Origin of the sequence: Actinomadura meyerae (genome assembly GCF_900188445.1) — a bacterium.
Classification (GTDB): domain Bacteria; phylum Actinomycetota; class Actinomycetes; order Streptosporangiales; family Streptosporangiaceae; genus Spirillospora; species Spirillospora meyerae.
The window spans coordinates 65,702-79,104 of sequence record NZ_FZOR01000019.1; the positions used below are offsets into that span (position 1 = coordinate 65,702).

The 13,403-nt window shown below is 70.8% G+C and carries 15 protein-coding genes and 1 tRNA gene; 8 read left to right on the plus strand and 8 right to left on the minus strand.

Annotated elements, in window-relative coordinates; genetic code table 11:
• Positions 1-18 precede the first annotated feature (18 nt).
• The gene (gene cydC, locus CHF16_RS40940; RefSeq protein WP_218826749.1) at positions 19-1,752 is read left to right on the plus strand and encodes a thiol reductant ABC exporter subunit CydC; all 1,734 of its coding nucleotides are present in this window, start codon (positions 19-21) and stop codon (positions 1,750-1,752) included.
• Between the two features lie 7 nt (positions 1,753-1,759).
• On the opposite strand, the gene CHF16_RS20260 is transcribed toward cydC, so the two are convergent.
• Complete coding sequence (locus tag CHF16_RS20260) at positions 1,760-1,990, minus strand: hypothetical protein (RefSeq protein ID WP_089327650.1); 231 nt, start codon at positions 1,988-1,990, stop codon at positions 1,760-1,762.
• 130 nt (positions 1,991-2,120) lie between these two features.
• Here CHF16_RS20260 and CHF16_RS20265 point away from each other — a divergent pair, with 130 nt between their 5' ends.
• The 3 genes from CHF16_RS20265 (at position 2,121) to CHF16_RS39560 (ending at position 4,129) form a co-directional block, all read left to right on the plus strand.
• Positions 2,121-2,879: a VOC family protein gene (locus CHF16_RS20265; RefSeq protein ID WP_089327713.1), complete on the plus strand. Its 759-nt coding sequence runs from the start codon at positions 2,121-2,123 to the stop codon at positions 2,877-2,879.
• 159 nt (positions 2,880-3,038) lie between these two features.
• Positions 3,039-3,320: a hypothetical protein gene (locus CHF16_RS20270; protein WP_089327651.1), complete on the plus strand. Its 282-nt coding sequence runs from the start codon at positions 3,039-3,041 to the stop codon at positions 3,318-3,320.
• Between the two features lie 74 nt (positions 3,321-3,394).
• Positions 3,395-4,129, plus strand: a complete 735-nt coding sequence (locus tag CHF16_RS39560) for a hypothetical protein (RefSeq protein ID WP_179271613.1) — start codon at positions 3,395-3,397, stop codon at positions 4,127-4,129.
• A 56-nt stretch (positions 4,130-4,185) separates the two neighbouring features.
• On the opposite strand, the gene CHF16_RS20280 is transcribed toward CHF16_RS39560, so the two are convergent.
• From CHF16_RS20280 to CHF16_RS40945, 3 genes are all read right to left on the minus strand, one after another.
• Positions 4,186-4,261: transfer RNA gene (locus CHF16_RS20280), tRNA-Ala, on the minus strand.
• 18 nt (positions 4,262-4,279) lie between these two features.
• The gene (locus CHF16_RS20285) at positions 4,280-4,996 is read right to left on the minus strand and encodes an HAD family hydrolase (protein WP_089327653.1); all 717 of its coding nucleotides are present in this window, start codon (positions 4,994-4,996) and stop codon (positions 4,280-4,282) included.
• Between the two features lie 22 nt (positions 4,997-5,018).
• Positions 5,019-5,138 carry a DLW-39 family protein gene (locus tag CHF16_RS40945; protein WP_217711122.1) on the minus strand — a complete coding sequence of 40 codons (120 nt, stop codon included), beginning with the start codon at positions 5,136-5,138 and terminating at the stop codon, positions 5,019-5,021.
• A gap of 196 nt (positions 5,139-5,334) precedes the next feature.
• On the opposite strand from CHF16_RS40945, the gene CHF16_RS20290 reads away from it, so the two are divergent.
• From CHF16_RS20290 to CHF16_RS20300, 3 genes are all read left to right on the plus strand, one after another.
• The gene (locus tag CHF16_RS20290) at positions 5,335-5,544 is read left to right on the plus strand and encodes a hypothetical protein (RefSeq protein WP_089327654.1); all 210 of its coding nucleotides are present in this window, start codon (positions 5,335-5,337) and stop codon (positions 5,542-5,544) included.
• Positions 5,545-5,561: 17 nt separating this feature from the next.
• Positions 5,562-6,353: an SDR family NAD(P)-dependent oxidoreductase gene (locus tag CHF16_RS20295; RefSeq protein WP_089327714.1), complete on the plus strand. Its 792-nt coding sequence runs from the start codon at positions 5,562-5,564 to the stop codon at positions 6,351-6,353.
• Between the two features lie 121 nt (positions 6,354-6,474).
• Positions 6,475-8,268: a M64 family metallopeptidase gene (locus CHF16_RS20300; protein WP_089327655.1), complete on the plus strand. Its 1,794-nt coding sequence runs from the start codon at positions 6,475-6,477 to the stop codon at positions 8,266-8,268.
• 50 nt (positions 8,269-8,318) lie between these two features.
• Here CHF16_RS20300 and CHF16_RS20305 read toward each other — a convergent pair whose 3' ends face one another.
• The 4 genes from CHF16_RS20305 to CHF16_RS20320 all read right to left on the minus strand — a co-directional run bounded on the left by CHF16_RS20305 (position 8,319) and on the right by CHF16_RS20320 (position 12,156).
• The gene (locus CHF16_RS20305; RefSeq protein WP_089327656.1) at positions 8,319-9,266 is read right to left on the minus strand and encodes a DMT family transporter; all 948 of its coding nucleotides are present in this window, start codon (positions 9,264-9,266) and stop codon (positions 8,319-8,321) included.
• Between the two features lie 348 nt (positions 9,267-9,614).
• Positions 9,615-10,538, minus strand: a complete 924-nt coding sequence (locus CHF16_RS20310; RefSeq protein WP_089327657.1) for a helix-turn-helix transcriptional regulator — start codon at positions 10,536-10,538, stop codon at positions 9,615-9,617.
• The gene (locus CHF16_RS20315) at positions 10,495-10,728 is read right to left on the minus strand and encodes a hypothetical protein (RefSeq protein WP_089327658.1); all 234 of its coding nucleotides are present in this window, start codon (positions 10,726-10,728) and stop codon (positions 10,495-10,497) included. The genes CHF16_RS20310 and CHF16_RS20315 overlap by 44 nt, the downstream gene beginning before the upstream one ends.
• A gap of 720 nt (positions 10,729-11,448) precedes the next feature.
• Positions 11,449-12,156: a VOC family protein gene (locus tag CHF16_RS20320; protein ID WP_089327659.1), complete on the minus strand. Its 708-nt coding sequence runs from the start codon at positions 12,154-12,156 to the stop codon at positions 11,449-11,451.
• 183 nt (positions 12,157-12,339) lie between these two features.
• Between CHF16_RS20320 and CHF16_RS20325 the strand changes: the two genes are divergently transcribed.
• Positions 12,340-13,200: an intradiol ring-cleavage dioxygenase gene (locus CHF16_RS20325; RefSeq protein ID WP_089327715.1), complete on the plus strand. Its 861-nt coding sequence runs from the start codon at positions 12,340-12,342 to the stop codon at positions 13,198-13,200.
• Positions 13,201-13,403 lie beyond the last annotated feature (203 nt).

The window sequence follows — 13,403 nt, forward strand, 5'->3', positions numbered from 1 at the left end:
CGGTCGAAACGAGGCGGCATGATCCTGCGGCTCATCACGTTCGCGCGGCCCGCCCGAGGACGGCTCCTCCTCGCCGTCCTGTTCGGCGCCCTCGCCCTCGGCAGCGGGGTCGCCCTGATGGCCACCTCCGCCTGGCTCATCTCCCGCGCGGCGCAGCACCCGCCCGTCCTGATGCTGATGGTCGCGATCGTGGCCGTCCGCGCGTTCGGACTGGGCCGGGGCGTGTTCCGGTACGTCGAGCGCCTCGTCGGGCACGACGCGACGTTCCGCATCCTGGCCGATCTGCGCGCGCGTGTGTACGAACGGCTGGAGCGGCTCGCGCCTGGCGGGCTGCCCGCCTTCCGCAGCGGCGACCTCCTGAACCGGCTCGTCGCGGACGTCGACGCCGTCCAGGACTTGTTCCTCCGCGTCCTTCTGCCGTGCACGGTCGCCGCCGTCGTCGGCGGGGCCTCGGTGGGGGTCGCCTGGGCGCTGCTGCCCTCCGCCGGGCTCATCCTCCTGGTCGCCCTGCTGGTCGCCGGTGTCATCGCGCCCTGGCTGTCGTCCGTCATGGCGCGCCGCGCCGAACGCCGGACGACGGACCTGCGCGGCGAGCTGACCTCCCACATCGTCGACACCCTCCAGGGCGCCCCCGAGCTCATCGCCTACGGCGCCGCGCCAGCTCAGCTCGCCGAGGCGGCGCGGCTGGACCGCGACTTCACCCGCGCCACCGCCCGCTCCGCCGCCACCGCCGGCCTCGGCGCGGCCATCTCCGCGCTCGCCGCCGGCCTCGCCGTCTGGGCCACCCTCGCCGCCGGCGTCCCGGCCGTCCGCTCGGGCGCGCTCGACGGGGTGCTACTCGCGGTGGTCGTCCTGCTGCCGCTCGCCGCGTTCGAGGTCGTCGCGGGGCTGCCGATGGCCGCCCAGTACCTGGAGCGGGTCCGCCGCTCCGCCGCGCGGATCTTCGCCGTGCTGGACGCGGAGCCGCCCGTCCAGGACCCGGCCGACCCCGCACCGCTCCCCGCGTCCCCCTACACGCTCAAGGTCGAGGACCTCCGCGCGCGCTGGACGCCGACCGCCCCCTACGCCCTCGACGGCATCTCCCTGGACCTGACACCAGGACGCCGTTGCGCGATCGTAGGACCGTCTGGCTCGGGCAAGACGACCCTGACATCCGTGCTCCTGCGGTTCCTGGAACCCACTTCAGGCAGCGCGTCCTTGAACGGCGTCGATCTGCGTGCACTGAGCGGCGATGACGTTCGGAAGGTCATCGGGCTGTGCGCTCAGGACGCGCACCTGTTCGACTCGACCATCGGAGCCAACATCCGCCTGGCCCGCCCCACAGCGACCGATGCCGAGATACGCGACGCCCTACGCCGCGCCCGGATCCTCGACTGGATCGACTCCCTACCTCAGGGGATGGACACCCACGTAGGTGAGCACGGCGCCCAAGTCTCCGGGGGTCAGCGCCAGCGCATCGCCCTGGCCCGCGCACTCCTCGCCGACTTCCCCATCCTCCTGCTCGACGAGCCCGCCGAGCATCTGGACACCGCGACCGCCGACGAACTCACCGCCGACCTCCTCACCGCCACCGAAGGCCGGACGACCCTCCTCGTCACCCACCGCCTCACCGGCCTGGACGCCGTCGACGAGATCATCGTGCTGGACGAGGGCCGCGTCGCCGACCGCGGAACCCACAGCGACCTCATCGCCCGTCCGGGCCTCTACCGCTCCCTCTGGAACCGCGAACGCACCCCGGCCAAGACCCACTGACCCGCGATCAGCCACCGCCGCCGCGACGGCGGCGCGCCTCGTTCGTCCAGGACAGCCCGGCTCCGCTGTTCCCCTGCGAGCCCCTCTCCCAGGCGCGCATGTCGCGGCGGTTCTCCCGCATGGCGCGTGTTATGGCCGTACCGCCTCGGAACCGTTGCCCCCGCCGGCGGAGACGCCGATCGAAGATCAGCGCGAACCCGAACAGCAGGGCGAAGAACCCGAGCACGAACCACCACATGCCCCCACCCTCGCTCACCTCACCCGGCAGAACAATGGAGCCTTACACACCCGGGGCAGATTCCGCGCGCACGATCGTCCGCACCATCCACGGGGACGACCCCTGTTCACCTGGCCCTATGATCGGCGGCATGGCGCTACGACTTGCTCAGGTGAACATCAAGGCCGGAAGCGATACGGCCCTCGGCCAGTTCTGGGCGGACGCCCTCGGCTGGGACGTCGACAGCGAAGGCCCCGGTGTCACCAACCTCGCGCCGCAGGGCATCGAATGGCCCGACCCCGCCGGCTTCTACATCGACCTCGTCGCCGTGCCGGACCCGGAAACGGTGAAGTACCGCATCCACCTCGACCTCGCCACCACCTCCGAGGCCCACCAGGCGGAGATGGTCGCACGCCTGCGGGAACTCGGCGCGACACCCGCCGACATCGGCCAGGGCGATGTCCCGTGGACCGTGCTGGCCGACCCGGAGGGCAACGTCTTCTGCGTGCTGGAGCCGCGGGAGATGTACCGGGACACCGGCCCGATCGCCGCGGTCGTGGTCGACTGCGCGGACCCGCGTGCCATGGCCAAGTTCTGGGACGAAGCACTGAACTGGACCCTGCACGAGGTGACCGACAAGCACGCGGTACTGCGCGCGGCCGACGGCACCGGCCCCTACCTGGAGTTCCTCCGCAAGCCCGAGGAGAGGGCCTGGTGGAACCGCATCCACTTCGACCTGATCCCGGAACCCTTCGACGCCAAGGAGGCCGAGGTGGCCCGCCTGCGCAAGCTCGGCGCCGCCGACGTCGACCTGGGCCAGGGCAAAGTCCCGTGGACGGTCCTGGCCGACACGGAAGGCAACGAGTTCTGCGTCCTGGGCCGAGCCGAGCCGACCGACTCCGCCTCCTGAACTCACCTGTCCGCCGAGCGGATGCTCCTCCGCAGGAAAGCATGATCAACTACAGAGTCCTCGAGTTCGGAGAGATCATCGCCGAGGGCCGCCGGGGACAAGCCCTTCCTTCGCGGCGCGGAGCCGGAGCCCCCCGCCGGGGCCGGTCATAATCGCCACATGGACACGTACGAGGGGCCGGCCCGGCTGGAGTGGTGGGCGAATCGTCAGACGTGCCTCAGCTCCGTCGACGTCCGTGTTCGGGTCATCAGTGATGCCTCGGGAAGGCACGCCTCCGCAGCTTTCACTTCGCCTCTGACCGGCGAAGACCGCGAGGGATGGGCATTCCTTCGAGAGCTGTCCCCCTATTTCACCTTGCGGTTCGAGGAAGACGAAGATGCGGCGATAGACGTACAGGTGGACGAGCCGCGTGGCGACGAGTTGAGACTCACAATCGCCTGAATACCCGCGACGCGCCCCGGTGGCCGAGGTCAAGGCGTCGCCGCCGTCCGGAGATCGCCGACACCCTGGCCGCGATGGCCAGGACCAATTCATGGACGGCTCGACGCATGACGACGCCGTCCTCGCTAAGACTCGTCGTCACGGATGCCGACCTTCAGTACACGCGCTCGTTCACCTGTGTTCTCCGGGCGGATGCGTTCGGCCAGGCAAGTCCGGTGGGCGATGATCGTGGTGCTTCCCGGGCCGTCGTTGCTCCGCGCATCCAGGACGAGCCCGTCGCCTCCGGGGCTAAGGGTGGCACGCTGCCCGCAGAAGTCGCATGGCCAGGTGAAGCACTCAAGGTCTTCGGGGCGAATGCTGAGTCTCACCCATGCCGGGTCAGAGAACCTGCAAGTCTCCTGAACCACGGCGTCGATCACAGCGCCAACCGGTGGATAGGCCGCTTGAAGGTCGTCTCCTCGGTAGGTGGCACCGAACTGCGCGATCATGTCGATCGACGATCCCACGCCAGGATGACCGACGATTTCTGTCAGGACACCCCAGGGGTGATGGCTGAGAATCCGAGCGCGGACCAACTGTCCTCGGATGAATCGCATGCTTGCCGTTTCGAAGCGCTCCACGCGCGCATTCTGCCGCCACAGCTCGCCAGCCGGGGAAGCCGACTCGGCGGCGCGGCCTCGGTGACCGCCGACGGACTGCGGACGACCGGCGGTGGCAGAGCGCGCGACCTGGCACAGCCGCCCGAGCGCGGCGGCGCCGACGACGAGGGTGACGGCGGCCTCGGTGGCGTGCTCGTCCCGGTGGCCTAATTGCACGCTAATTGCACGAACGCCCCCATCCATGATCCGGATGGGGGCGTTTTGGCTGGTGGAGCCTAGGGGATTCGAACCCCTGACACCCGGCTTGCAAAGCCGGTGCTCTACCAACTGAGCTAAGGCCCCGGGTTGGCGGGTCAAAGCTTACCCGTGGTCGGGGGCGGGCGTGGCATCGGCCGGGGTGCGGAGGAGGAGGGCTGGTAGGTCGGCGATCGTGGGGAGGATGTGGGTCGCGCCGGCGGCGTGGAGGTGGTCGCCGGAGTGGGGGCCGGTGAGGACGCCCGCGGCGATCGAGGCGCCCGCGCGGCGGGCGGAGGTGATCGCGGGGGCCGTGGCGGCGCACACCGCGATGTCGCGGACGTCGTCCACGGCCAAGCGGAGCGCGGCGGTCAGGATGAGGTCGGGCCACGGGCGGTCGCGGGAGACGTCCTCGGGGCCCAGGGTCAGGTCGGCGCGGTCCCACCAGCCGAGGGCGTCGATGATGCGGGCCTGCGTGGTGCGGCAGGAGCCCGTGAGCAGGCAGACGCGGACGCCGCAGGAGCGGAGGCGGCGCAGGGCGTCACCGGCTCCGGGCACGGGAACCAGGCCGCGCCGGTCGATGAGCTGGCCGTAGGACCGCTCGAACGCCAGATGCGCGGCCTGGGCGCGGGGCTCGTCGAAGAGCGAGCGGAAGACGCCGATCTCCGATTCGCCGCGCGTGTCGTGGAAGCGGGCGGCGGCGCGCTCGAACGCCGCCGTGCCGGAGACGATCCCCAGGGTGGCGATCGCCTCGGCGAAGGCGGTTTCGGCGATGTCGCCGTCCGCGACGGTGGTCCCGGCGAGATCGATGCAGGCGACGCTGATCGGCGCTGCCTCGGTCACGCCGGGGCCTGTCGTCGGCGTATCAGCTGTCGGACGACGTGGCCTCGGTCCACAGGTCCAGCTCGGCGCGGTCCTGCTGCATCCGGCGCCAGACGGCGAAGCCCCCGAGTGCGACAACGGCGAGAATGAGCAGCTTCTTCACGGTGGGACCCCTTCACCTCGACTATGAAGTCAAAACCCGGGGATCGCGGATCAGTGGCTGCTTCCCCCAGGTTCTTGGAAGCCTAGCAACCGTTGCCGGGCGGTCCGCACCCCGCTCACCGTTATCGGACGGGTCGTCTGATGTGCGGTCGCTCGCCGGGCCGCATAATCCGAGGGGACGACCTTCTGGAGTGCGGATGGCAGAGGACGACTTCCGGCGCTGGGAACGCGAGTTCGAGCGGGACGCGCCGCGGGAGCGGCCGTCCGGGGGCCGGGGGCCGGTGCTGGTCGCGGGGGTCATCGCCGTGGGGTGCGCCGCGCTGATCGCGATGGGGGACGTGCCGCTGGGCGCGGCGGGGCTGGTGCTGTCGTCGATCGTCCTGCTGCTATGGCGGATCGGGTTGTGATCCGCCATGATCTCGGCATGGATCTGCGCGGAGCGACCGTCCTGGTGACCGGGGCGACCGGCGGGATCGGGCAGGCGCTGGCGACCGCGCTGGCCGACCGGGGCGGCCGGGTCGTGCTGACGGGCCGGCGGGCGGACGTCCTGGAGCCGCTGGCGGACAAGCTCGGCGGCCGCGCCATCGCCGCCGACCTGGCCGAACGCGGTGCCGCGGAGAAGCTGCTGGACGAGGCCGGGCGGGTGGACGTGCTCGTCGCGAACGCGGCGCTGCCGGCGTCCGGGCTGCTGAGCGACTACTCGGTCACCGAGATCGACCGGGTGCTGGACGTGAACCTGCGCGCGCCGATCGTGATGGCCAAGCTCGCCGCCGCGCAGATGGCCGATCGTGGCCGCGGGCACCTGGTGTTCGTGTCGTCGCTGGCCGGGAAGACGGCGTCCGGGCACGCGTCCCTCTACAACGCGACAAAGTTCGGTATGCGGGGGTTCGCCCTGGCCCTGCGCGAAGATCTGCGGCCGCACGGCGTCGGCGTGTCGACCGTTTTCCCGGGCTTCATCCGGGACGCCGGGATGTTCGCGGACGCCGGCGTGACCCTGCCGAGGGGCGTCGGGACGCGGTCGCCGCGTGACGTGGCGCGCGCGACGATCCGGGCCGTCGAACGGAACATCGCCGAGGTCGACGTCGCGCCGCTCGGGCTGCGGGTCGGCGCACGGATCGGCGGGATCGCCCCGGCCCTGTCCGCGGCCGTCCAGCGGCGCGCGGGCGGCCAGCGCATCGCGGAGGGCCTCGCGGACGGGCAGCGCGACAAGCGGTAGCGACAAATTCGGATACTCCGGTGATAATCCGGGCGTGTCCCACTTGATCAGTGGGATGGGCCTGGCGCAGCGACCGGCCGTACCCGGCCGCCGCATGCGCCCCTCCCGAGGAGGTCTGCGCATGTGGACGGGCAGGAAGATCGCGATCGGGGCGGCGGCGGCGAGCGTCCTGCCGCTGATGGCCGCCGCCGGGCCGGCGCGGGCGGCGGAACCCGCGGACGCGACCGTGGTGCCGGTCCAGGTCACCGGCGACCCCGCCAAGCGCTTCAACCTGATCGTGCTGGGCGACGGCTACACGCCGGCGGACATGCCGAAGTTCCGCACGCACCTCGCCAAGCACCTGAACGACCTGTGGACGATCGAGCCGTTCACGTCGTATCGCAGCTACATCAACGTGTACGCGGTGGAGATCCCGTCCGGTGAGTCGGGGGTGAGCTGCGACCCGGCACTGTCGTCGCCACGCCGTAGCACCCCGCTGCGCATGGCGTTCTGGAGCGGATGCCGGGAGGACGGCATCCAGCGCCTTCTCGTCATGGACTCCGGGGCGGCCGAGACGTACGCCGATCTCGTCCAAGGGACGTCGGAGGGAAACCGCCAGATCCTTGCGCTCGCCAACAGCGACATCTACGGCGGTGCAGGAGGGACGTACGCGACGGCATCCGGCGGCAACGCGATGTCCGCTCTCATAGCTCCGCACGAACTCGGACATTCGCTGGGTGGGCTGGATGACGAGTACGACTACTACCAGCGTGGCGTGCCCGGCGGGACGTACAGCGGTCCTGAGCCCTCGTCCATTCATCACACGCTGCTGACCGAGCAGGAGATGAAGACGCAGAAGGCGAAGTGGTGGCGCTGGCTCGGTGAGCGAAGCGAAGCCGGAGGCACCATCGGACGCTACGAAGGCGGCCTCTACTTCAGTAAGGGCGTGTGGAGGCCGAGCCGACACTCGATGATGAAAACGCTCGGCTACTACTACGACCAGGTCGCGCGGGAGCGGATGACCGAGCGGATATCGGCCAAGGTCAGCCTCATCCAAGCGCACACGCCCACGGACGCACCGGTGGGCGGTGACCGCGTGCTGTGGGTGGAGACGATGCATCCAGCCGGTCACCAGTTGTCCGTCGCATGGACGGTCGACGGGAGGACGGTGCGGAAGGGCTCCAACCTCGACCTCTCCAGGCTGCGCCTCAAGGATGGCGTGCACACGGTCACGGTGAAGGTCACGGACCCGACCGGCTTCGTCCGGGACCCGGCCGTTCGGTCGTCGGCCGCGCTCACGCAGACCCGCTCCTGGACGGTGGACACCGGCCTCAAGACGCCGCAGGCGACCGTACCCGTCGACTTCACCTCGTCGACACCGACGCAGGAACCGGTGAACGCCGAGTCGGTCGTGTTCGCGGAGACGACCCATCCGCTCCGGTTCGTCCCCGCGGTGCGGTGGGAACTGGACGGCCGCCGTGTCCCGGGCGGCGACCGGGACATCGACCTCAGCCGGTTCCGGTTGCCCTCCGGCACGCACTCGCTCGTCGCCAAGGTCGGCTCCAAGCGGCGGGTGTGGACGATCGACGCGGAACGCCCGGCGGTGGCGTACGAGCTGTCCGAAGCGACCCGGGTCGCCCAGGGGCGCACGCACGAGTACGTCTTCGAGGGCCCGTTCACCATGCGCCTGACCGGCGCGGACGACCGTCCCGGCGTGGTCGTCCCCGAGTTCCGCGTGGACGGCGACGGCTGGTTCAACTACTTCGGCTGGCCGACCGACTCGTCCGCCCCCTGGCTGTTCACCGCGACCGGCACCCTCATCGACGGCCTCACCTACGGCAAGCTCGGCAAGGGACGCCACACGATCGAGTACCGCGCGACCGACGCGTCCGGGAACACCAGCCGTCCGCAACGCTTCATCGTCACCTTGCGCTGAGCAGCGACGCAGGCCGTCTCCCCCGGATGCGCACACCGCGTCCCCTCACATCAGGAGGCGGGCTCGGGAGCGGATTTCGCATCGTCGGGCGCGACCTCCCCGGCCACCGACCCGCCGCGAGCCGGTTCGGCGGCCGCCGGGGAGGACGTGCGGCGGGCCGTAGCGAGGACGGAGCCGCCCAGGATGAGCGCGAACGAGGCGATGATCGTGCCGGTCAGCGGCTCACCGAGGAAGACGACTCCGGCGGCGACCGCCACGGCCGGGTTCACGTAGGTGAACACCATCCCCCGGGACGTGCCGACCTCCCGGATCAGCTCGAAGAACACGATGAACGCCAGTGCCGTGCAGACCAGGCCGAGCGCGATCAGCGCGGCGAGGACGCGCCCGCTCGGCATCGCGTCCGGCCAGGTGGCGATCGCGGGGCCGGTGTAGACGAGGGCGGCGATGGCCAGCGCGAACGCGGCCATGTGCAGGCTGGGCAGGTCCTGCAGCTTGCGCATGGTGATGATCGGGGCGATCGAGTACCCGAGGACGACGAGCATGACCTCGCCGATCGCCCACGCGCTGCCGCCGCTGAGATGCGGGGCGGCGAGGACGCCGACGCCGGCCAGGCCGACCAGCAGCCCGAGCCAGCGCACCGGCCCGAGCCGCTCCGCGTCGCCGGTGAACCTGGCCAGCACGACCCCGACGATGGGGACGGCGGCGATCAGCAGGCCGGTCATGGAGCTGGTCAGCCGGTTCTCGGCGTCCGACAGCAGCGCCCACGGGCCGAGGATCTCCACCGCGGTGAACGCCAGCAGCGGGCGCCAGTGCCTGCGGACCGTACCGAGCTGCCCGGACCGGATCACCAGCGGCAGCAGCACGAGGGCGCCGAGCGCGGTCCGGGTGAACACCACCATGGGCACCGAGACGCTCTCGACCGCCACCTTGATCATCAGATAGGGGATGCCCCAGAGCACGCCCATCAACGCGAACAGCATCCAGCCACGACGACTCAACACGACCTCCGTTCGATCCGTCCGCCCTACCGACCACCGCCCGACACCCGGCGCGCCATCGCCGGCCGGGAGCCGACCCTTCGTAACCCCCGGCCGCCCTGGGGCCGCCCTCCACGCCGTCACCCCTCCGCGGCACACCACAACGGGCATCACCAGGGTGTAACGCGGTCCGCCGCACCGTCTTGAACGCTGTTGCAGCACGCGGCCCCGCCGACCCGCCCCGGCAACGCATGCGACTCACGCGTCCAGTCCACACGCCTGGCGGACACGCCCAGCTGCCGCGCCGCCACTGAAGAATCCCGGCAACGGCCGCTCGCCAGCCGTTGGCCGCGACCTCTTAGCCGGACGTCACCGAGGCGACGGGCGGCGCACCGCGTTCTCCTGCACGCTGCTGCGGAAGGCGCCCGGGGTGACGCCGAGCACGCGGCGGAACCACCGGGTCAGGTGGGCCTGGTCGGCGAACCCCACGAGCGTCGCCGCCTCGGCCGGACGGTGCCCGGCCTCCAGGAGCGCGCGGGCTCGGGACACCCGATGCTGGGCGAGCCACGCGTACGGGGGCATGCCCATCGCGTCGCGGAAGGCGCGCAGCAACTGGTAGCGGGAGAGTTCGAGTTCGGCGGCCATCTCCGCGAGCGTCGGCGGGGCGGTGAGCTCGTCCGACAACCGGGCCGCGACCCGGCGGGCGATCCGTGCGGCGTCGGCTCGGCCGGGTGGCGGTGCCGCCGCGGGCCCGTGCATCGCGTGCCGGCGGATGAGCGCGCCGAGCACCCCGAGCAGGCGGGACTCGCCTTCGAGCAGATCCGCACCGAGGCTCAGGGCGCGGTGGGCCTGCCGCAGCGCCCCGCCCAGCCCGACGTCGTCGATGATCGGCTCACGGAAGTGGGCTTCCGCCGGCACCGGCCCGGGCTCGGCGACCGTCGCGGCGCCCAGCAGCTCGGCGCCCGGGTACACGCACAGGTAGGCGAACCCTTCCGGACGTGCCGGGCCGCCGGTGTGCGCCTCACCCGGCTCGATCACCACGATGCTCCCCGCCGCCGAGTAGATCGTCTCGCCCCGGTAGCGCATCGTCTCCAGACCGGCGACCGTCACGCCGATGGCGTACTCGTCGTGGGTGTGCGGCGCGTAGTGGCGGCGGCCGATCCGGGCGGTCAGCAGGTCGAGCGGCGCACCCTGGATCCCGCCGACGCGGGTCCACAGGGTCTGGTCGGCGGAGCCGCCACGCGGACCGTCAGGCGGAGAAGACGTGCCGGAGGCGCCAGCGGTCCTCGTCACGGCCGAGCTCCGCGATCGCCACGCCCTCGGCGCCGGTGACCCGCACCCGGTAGACCCTGGCCTCGTCGCCCGAGCCGTAGGTTTTCAGCACCCGGTCCACCGCGTAGCGCGCCCCTCGCCACTCGTACGCGGTGAGTCGTCCCGCCGGGTCGTGCTCCGTCCGGACCGGCTCGTTCAGCAAGTGCCCCATGCCGGGAGGGTAGCACGCGTTCGAACTGATGTTCGCAGGTCGGAGGGGCCTTCAGGGCCTTGGGACCAGGCGGGCACGGCGCTGCGAAGCCCCCACCCGCCGGGCGTGGCGCGGGGTTCGATTCCAGCGGCATGCCGGCGCGGAATCCGCGGCGTAGGTGCGCCATGTGGATGACAACACGCGCCCTGGGGGCTCTCCTTCCGCAGCACGGGCCGTCCGGCATCGGACGCACACGTTCCGGGGCCTCGGCGCGGGCGGCGGACAGGCACCGGAGGCTTTCATCCACAGGCTGTGGGAAAACTCCGCACACATCTTCTCCCCCCTGCCGCCAGGCCGTCCGGAGGCCGCGTCCACAGGCGGATCCCCAGAACAGCCGGGCTTTCCACGGTCTGCACGGCGCGAGTGACGCCGTGCCTCCCATCGTCCGCCCGGCCGTGCCGCCGCGCACGGAATCCACAACCTGTGGATAACTTCCGTGCACAACCTGGGTACGACCGCCCGGCCCCGCGTCCACCATTCTTCCCCAGGTCGCCCCCAACCGGTGCGCCCAGTTGTCCACGTCGTGGAAAACCCGCTGACCAGCGAGAAGAGCCCCTCGCGGCTACCTTCGCCCACAACCCGTTCACAGCCTGTGGGCGAACCTCCTCCACAACCCCGGCTCGGCGGTGGACAACGCCGCCCACCGGAAATCCCCAGGTGCGTCCCCAGGCGAGCGCGCCCTCAGGCGGGAAGGGCGTCCTCCAGGTCGGCGAGGCGCCGTAGATCGTCTACCAGGGCGGACGGGTCCTCGACAGGGACGCCTCGGGCGTCGGCGATGAGGATGCGGGCGCGATCCCACTCCTCCAACTGGACGGCGGCGTCGGCTCGCAGGACCAGAGCCCTGAGGCGTTCGGACGGAGTCAGGGGCTCGTCCGAGGCGAGCAGGTGATCCAGGATCCGGGCGGCGGCCCGGGGGTCCCCCTTCGAGTCGCCGCCGAGGAGAGCGGCCATGTGGAGGGCCTTGGCCACCGGCTCGGTGGGGATCGGCGCGTGCTCCAGGTTGTCCGAGATCGGTTGGCCGATGCGGAGCTGGAGCCCGTCCGGGTCACTGAGGAGGAACTGCCGGACCCCATAGGACATGTCCCGCACCGCGCTGATTCTGGGAAGCCCCCGCGTGGGGACGCGGCCGAGCGACTTCTTGAGCCCGCTGCGGAACGCCTCGTGCAGGTCGTCCACCGCCGTGGTGGCGACGTAGCACATGTTCATGGACGCCGTCGGATCGTGTTTGCGCCATCCGAAGAAATGCAGGTCCAGGTCGCCTCGCCGGACCCCGAGATACGGATTGGGACGCGTCTGCCAGGACGTCTGCTCGAACCCGAGGGCCCGATAGAACTGCCAGGTCGCCTCGATCGAGCGGCACGGATAGATCGGGATCGCCTTATCACCCATGCCCGGAGCGTAGGCGGAGCCACCACGATAGTCAAACTTGACTACCACCGTTTCCGGGTCGGCGCCGCGTCACCCGCACACGCGCGGACGCGACAGAGGATGATGGGATTCCAGCGCCGGCCCGCCGATGAATGAACCGCGAGAGTTTTCCACAGACTGTGGACAATGTGCCTGGGAGGCAACGTGGACTTCAACGAGGACACAGCCACGGAGGCCGTCCAGAACAGTTTCCGCGACACCCCGGACCCGCGTCTCCGGGAACTGCTCGAAGCGCTCGCCCGCCACCTGCACGCGTTCGTCCGCGAGACCAGGCCGTCCGTCCAGGAGTGGGAGCGGGCGATCGAGTTCCTCACCGCCGTGGGGCAGAGCTGCACCGACACCCGGCAGGAATTCGTCCTGCTGTCGGACGTGCTGGGCGTCTCAATGCTCGTGGAGACCCTCAACGAGCACGAAGGCGGGACGGAGAGCACCGTCCTGGGGCCTTTCCACATGGTCGAGTCGCCGCCGCGCGCGCTGGGCGACAGCATCGACCTGGTCGGCGAGGGCGAACCGTGCGTGGTGTCCGGACGCGTCCTCAGCGCCGACGGAACACCACTTCCGGACGCGGTCGTCGACGTCTGGCAGTGCGACGAGAACGGCTTCTATGACGTCCAGCAGCCCGGTTCGCAACCGCCCGGGAACGGCCGCGGGCTTTTCCGGACCGACAGCGAGGGCCGCTTCCGTTTCCGCACCGTCCTGCCGAGCCATTACCCGATCCCCACGGACGGCCCGGTCGGCCGGCTCCTCAACGCGGCGCGCAGGCATCCCTATCGCCCCGCCCACATCCACTTCATCGTCAAGGCGGACGGGCACACCCCATTGACCACGCACATCTTCGTCGCGGGCAGCCCCTATCTGGACTCCGACGCCGTCTTCGCCGTCAAGCAGAGCCTCATCGTCGACTTCGCCCGCTCGGACGACGAGAAGGCCGCTGAGCGCGCCGGCGTCCATGCCCCCTTCCGGCACGCCGAGTTCGACCTCGTCCTGAGCAGAGAACCGGCATGACAAGTTATCCACAACCTGTGGAGAACACGCCCTCACCTATGGATAAAGATCATTCCGCCGAGGCCGGCACCCGCCACGATCACCTTCGCCACTATCAGCACCGGGCACGCACGTAGTCACGTATGCGCCTTGGATGCACATCCGGCATGCCGAGCCACGCATCGAGCGGCACGTGATGGCGACGCGCAACCGGCAGGGGGCGT

Bases quoted from the DNA above. Each gene is read 5' to 3' on its own strand.
- cydC (WP_218826749.1), top strand. From the start codon at position 19: ATGATCCTGCGGCTCATCACGTTCGCGCGGCCCGCCCGAGGACGGCTC.
- CHF16_RS20260 (WP_089327650.1), bottom strand. From the start codon at position 1,990: ATGTGGTGGTTCGTGCTCGGGTTCTTCGCCCTGCTGTTCGGGTTCGCG.
- CHF16_RS20265 (WP_089327713.1), top strand. From the start codon at position 2,121: ATGGCGCTACGACTTGCTCAGGTGAACATCAAGGCCGGAAGCGATACG.
- CHF16_RS20270 (WP_089327651.1), top strand. From the start codon at position 3,039: ATGGACACGTACGAGGGGCCGGCCCGGCTGGAGTGGTGGGCGAATCGT.
- CHF16_RS39560 (WP_179271613.1), top strand. From the start codon at position 3,395: ATGGCCAGGACCAATTCATGGACGGCTCGACGCATGACGACGCCGTCC.
- CHF16_RS20290 (WP_089327654.1), top strand. From the start codon at position 5,335: ATGGCAGAGGACGACTTCCGGCGCTGGGAACGCGAGTTCGAGCGGGAC.
- CHF16_RS20295 (WP_089327714.1), top strand. From the start codon at position 5,562: ATGGATCTGCGCGGAGCGACCGTCCTGGTGACCGGGGCGACCGGCGGG.
- CHF16_RS20300 (WP_089327655.1), top strand. From the start codon at position 6,475: ATGTGGACGGGCAGGAAGATCGCGATCGGGGCGGCGGCGGCGAGCGTC.
- CHF16_RS20315 (WP_089327658.1), bottom strand. From the start codon at position 10,728: ATGGGGCACTTGCTGAACGAGCCGGTCCGGACGGAGCACGACCCGGCG.
- CHF16_RS20320 (WP_089327659.1), bottom strand. From the start codon at position 12,156: ATGGGTGATAAGGCGATCCCGATCTATCCGTGCCGCTCGATCGAGGCG.